The organism is Peterkaempfera griseoplana (assembly GCF_001418575.1).
In the GTDB taxonomy this organism is placed as follows: Bacteria; Actinomycetota; Actinomycetes; order Streptomycetales; family Streptomycetaceae; genus Peterkaempfera; species Peterkaempfera griseoplana.
In genome coordinates this window covers 1-4,008 of sequence record NZ_LIQR01000481.1, presented here as the reverse complement: position 1 = coordinate 4,008, position 4,008 = coordinate 1, and the positions used below count along the sequence as shown (strand labels likewise).

Sequence of the window (4,008 nt, the reverse complement as noted above, 5' to 3'; positions counted from 1 at the left end):
AGCGGGGCCAGGCGGGCGGGGGTGCGCAGGGTGCGCAGGCCCTTGGTGAAGGTGAACGGTTCGGCGAGTTCGGCGTCGGCGAGTTCGCCCGGGGTGAAGCGGCCGCGCATATGGGTGGGCATCAGGGTGTGCTCGTACAGCGGCTGGTTGCCGGGTTCCGCGCAGGACCGCATGTAGACGTAGCGGCCGTCGGTGACGTTCACATGGCCGCCGAACATCCCGAACAGTGCGGCGCCTCGCGGAGCGGCGGCGTCCAGGGCCTCGCCCAGCGGGCGGCCGCGCATGTCGGGGGTGCGGTCCAGGCCGAAGAACTCCAGCAGGGTGGGGGCGAGGTCGACGGTCTGCACCAGGCCGCTGTGGCGGGCGCCGCCCAGCGGCCGGCGCNNCCAGCAGCAGGGTGTCCGCCCACAGGCCGTGGCGATCGAAGGCGTCCAGGACGCGGCCCAGGGAGTCGTCGCACATGGAGAGCAGGGCCGCGTACTCGCGCCGCAGGTGCTCCGTCTGCTCGTCGGTCTCGGTGACCTTGCCGTAGTCGGGCCAGTCGTGGTGGGGGCCGTCGTAGGCGTGCGGATAGAGGTCCTTGAACCGCTGGTGGGTGAAGAAGGGCTCATGCGGGTCGAAGGTCTCGATCTGCAGGAACCAGCGGTCCTCGGCGTGGTTGGCCTCGATGAACTCCAGGCCGGCGTCGAAGGTGCGGGTCTGCGGGTGCTCGGCCTCGGTGGTGAGGTGGGCGCGGTTCACCCAGTCCTGCCGCCAGGTGTCGCCGCGGACGGCGCGCAGCGAGGCGGGGATCCGCGGTTCCGCGAGCTGGCCCTTCCAGGGGTCGCCCTCCTGGCCGCGGAAGAACTCCCAGGTGCTGTAGCGGCCGTGGTAGGTGGCGCCGCCGTCCTCCCAGTAGTGCGGGTGGTCGCTGGCCAGGTGGGTGTGGACGCCGTTCTGCTTGAGCAGTTCCGGCATGGAGTCGTCGAACGGCTCCAGCGGGCCCCAGCTGCGGTGCAGGAAGTTGTGGCGGCCGGTGTGCAGTTCCCGGCGGGCGGGCATGCAGGGCATGCTCCCGGCGTAGCAGCGTTCGAAGGTGGCGGTGTGCCGGGCGAGGCGGGCGAAGTTGGGGGCGTGGGTCCAGGTGCAGCCGTAGGGCGGCAGCAGATGCCGGTTGAGGCTGTCGAACATGACCATGACGGCCTTCACGGGGAGGTGTCCTTCCGTGGTGGTCGCGGGGAGGGCTCAGAGGGCGTCCCAGGCGCAGCGGAAGCCGCCGTGCCCGGTGGAGGAGTCGGGGGTGTTGCGGGAGCGGGCGGCGACCCGGTAGCGGTTGCAGTAGGAGTCGTGGCACAGGTACGAGCCGCCGCGGATGACCCGCTCGGCACCCTGGGCCGGGCCGCCGACGGGTCTGCGGGGGTCGGCGCTGAACCAGTCCGCGCACCACTCCCAGACATTGCCCGAGGTGTTGTACAGGCCGTGGCCGCCAGGCGGGTGGGCGTCGACGGGCACGGTGCCGACGGGCTTGGTGCTGAGGTCGGGGAAGCGGCCCTGCCAGACGTTCATCCGCTCCCGGCCGCCGGGGGCGCGTTCGTCACCCCACGGATAGCGGGCGCCCTCCAGGCCTCCGCGGGCGGCGTACTCCCACTCCGCCTCGGTGGGCAGCCGCGCCCCCGCCCAGGAGCAGTAGGCCAGGGCGTCGCCGTGCGACACATGCACCACGGGGTGGTCGGCGCGGTCGGCGACGTCGGAGCCCGGGCCCTCGGGTGCGGCCCAGTGGGCGCCCTCCACGGCCAGCCACCAGGGGGCGGCGGCGACCCGGCCGAGGACGAAGCGGTGTGCGGCGGGGTGCAGCAGCAGGTGGAACACGTAGGAGCTGCCGTACCGCTCGGCCTCGGTGCGGTAGCCGGTGGCGGCGGTGAAGGCCGCGAAACGGGCGTTGCTGACGGCGGTGGTGTCGATCCGGAACGGGGGGACGGTGACGGGCCGCGCCGGGCCCTCCCCGTCGGCGTGGTAGCCCTCCCCGAAGGGGTCGCCCATCAGGAAGGTGCCGCCGGGCAGGGCGACCGCGGCCGCGTCGGGCCGTTCGGCGTCGGCCGCGCCGGGCGGTGGTGTGCGGCGCGGGGGCGGCGGGGCGAGCGGGACGGTGGTCCCGCCCGCCCCGTGCCCGGCGCCGCCGCGGCCCGGACCGCAGCATGGGCCGCCGGCGCGGTGGCCCGTCACGCCCCGGCCTCCGCGAGGGCGCCCGGCCGGTGGGCCGGACGGCCGACGGTGGGTGCGGCGGCGAGCAGCGCCCGGGTGTAGGGGTCCTCGGGCGCGGAGCAGACCCGGTCGGCGTCGCCGGTCTCCACGACGCGGCCGCGGTGCATCACCGCGATGCGGTGGCTGACCTGCCGCACCACGGCCAGGTCGTGGGCGATGAAGACCAGGGCGAGGCCGAGGTCGCGCTGAAGGTCCGTCAGCAGGTTGACGACCTGGGCCTGCACCGAGACGTCCAGGGCGGAGACGGGTTCGTCGCAGACCAGCACGGACGGTTCGGGGGCGAGTGCGCGGGCGATGCCGATGCGCTGGCGCTGGCCGCCGGAGAAGGCCCGGGGGTTGCGTCCGGCGGTGTCCGGGTCCAGGCCCACCTGCTGCAGCAGCGCCGCGACGCGGCGGCGGCGTTCGTCCCGGTCGCCGAGGCCGTGGGCGATCAGCGGTTCGGCGATGATGTCGCCGACGGTCATCCGGGGGTTGAGCGAGGAGTACGGGTCCTGGAAGACCATCTGCACCTCGCGCCGCAGCGCACGCAGTGCCTCACCCCGGGCGTGGTCCACCTCGCGGCCGCGGAAGAGCACACTGCCGGAGGTCGCCGGGTGGACCTGGACCAGGGTGCGGGCCAGGGTGGACTTGCCGGAGCCGGACTCCCCGACGATGCCCAGGGTCTCCCCCGCCCGCAGGGTCAGGCTCACGCCGTCCAGCGCGACCACGGGGCGGCGGCGTCCGAGCCGGCCGCGGCCGGGGAAGGTCCGGCGCAGGTCGCGGACCTCCAGCAGGACCTCCCCCGGTCCGTCGGCCGTGGGAGCCGCCGCGGGCCGGGGCCCGGACGCGTCGGGGGTCACGGCGGTGCGCGCGTCGGCGGCGGACCAGCAAGCGGCGCGGTGGCCGTCGGCCCGGGCGCTCAGCGGGGGCGCCTGGGTGCGGCAGCGGTCCTCGGCGATGGGGCAGCGGGCGGCGAAGGCGCAGCCGGCCAGGGGCAGCGACAGGTCCGGCGGGCTGCCGGGGATGCTGCTGAGTCTGGTTCCCGACGGGGTGTCCAGTCGGGGCACGGCGGCCAGCAGCCCTGCGGTGTACGGGTGGCGGGGCGCGGAGAGGACCTGGTCGGTGGGCCCGTCCTCGACCGCCCGGCCTCCGTACATCACCAGGGTGCGCCGGCAGGAGCGCGCCACCACGCCCATGTTGTGGGTGATGAGGACGATCGCGGTGCCGGTCTCCCGGTTGAGGCGGTCCAGCAGCCGCAGGATCTGGTCCTGCACGGTGGCGTCCAGCGCGGTGGTGGGTTCGTCGGCGATCAGTACGGCGGGTTCGTTGGCCAGCGCCAGGGCGATCATGACGCGCTGCCGCATGCCGCCGGAGAACTGGTGGGGGTGGTCGGCCAGTCGCCGCGCGGGGTCGGGGATACCGACCAGGTCGAGCAGTTCCTCAGCCCGGGCGCGGCGGGAGCGCCGGTCGCCGCGGCCGTGGGCGCGCATCGCCTCGTCCAGGTGCTGCGCCACGGAGAGCACGGGGTTGAGGGCGGACAGCGGGTCCTGGAAGACCATGCCGATGCGGTTGCCGCGTACCGCGCGCAGCTCCTCGGCGGTGGCGGCCGCCAGGTCGGTGCCCTCCAGCAGGACGGATCCGGCGGTGATCCGGCCCGGGGCGGGGAGCATGCCCAGCAGGGCGAGCGCCGTGGTCGACTTGCCGGAGCCGGACTCCCCGACGATGCCGAGGGTCTCGCCGGGGGCGAGGGAGAAGCTGAGGTCGTCGACGGCGCGTACGGTGCGGCCG

At 75.0% G+C, this 4,008-nt stretch carries 3 protein-coding genes; all 3 read right to left on the bottom strand.

All coding sequences use genetic code 11. The features are described 5' to 3' along the window. Nucleotides 1-386: 386 nt before the first annotated feature. On the bottom strand, nt 387-1,170 hold a 784-nt coding region (locus AOK09_RS38450; protein ID WP_245687551.1), incomplete at its 3' end, for a sulfatase. 54 nt (nt 1,171-1,224) lie between these two features. Beyond that, a complete protein-coding gene (locus AOK09_RS30355) occupies nt 1,225-2,202 on the bottom strand; it encodes a formylglycine-generating enzyme family protein (RefSeq protein ID WP_079063558.1) in 978 nt (325 codons plus the stop codon). Beyond that, nucleotides 2,199-4,008, bottom strand: a 1,810-nt coding sequence (locus tag AOK09_RS30350; protein ID WP_055590440.1) for a dipeptide ABC transporter ATP-binding protein, incomplete at its 5' end; no start/stop codon positions are given. The genes AOK09_RS30355 and AOK09_RS30350, both read right to left, overlap by 4 nt.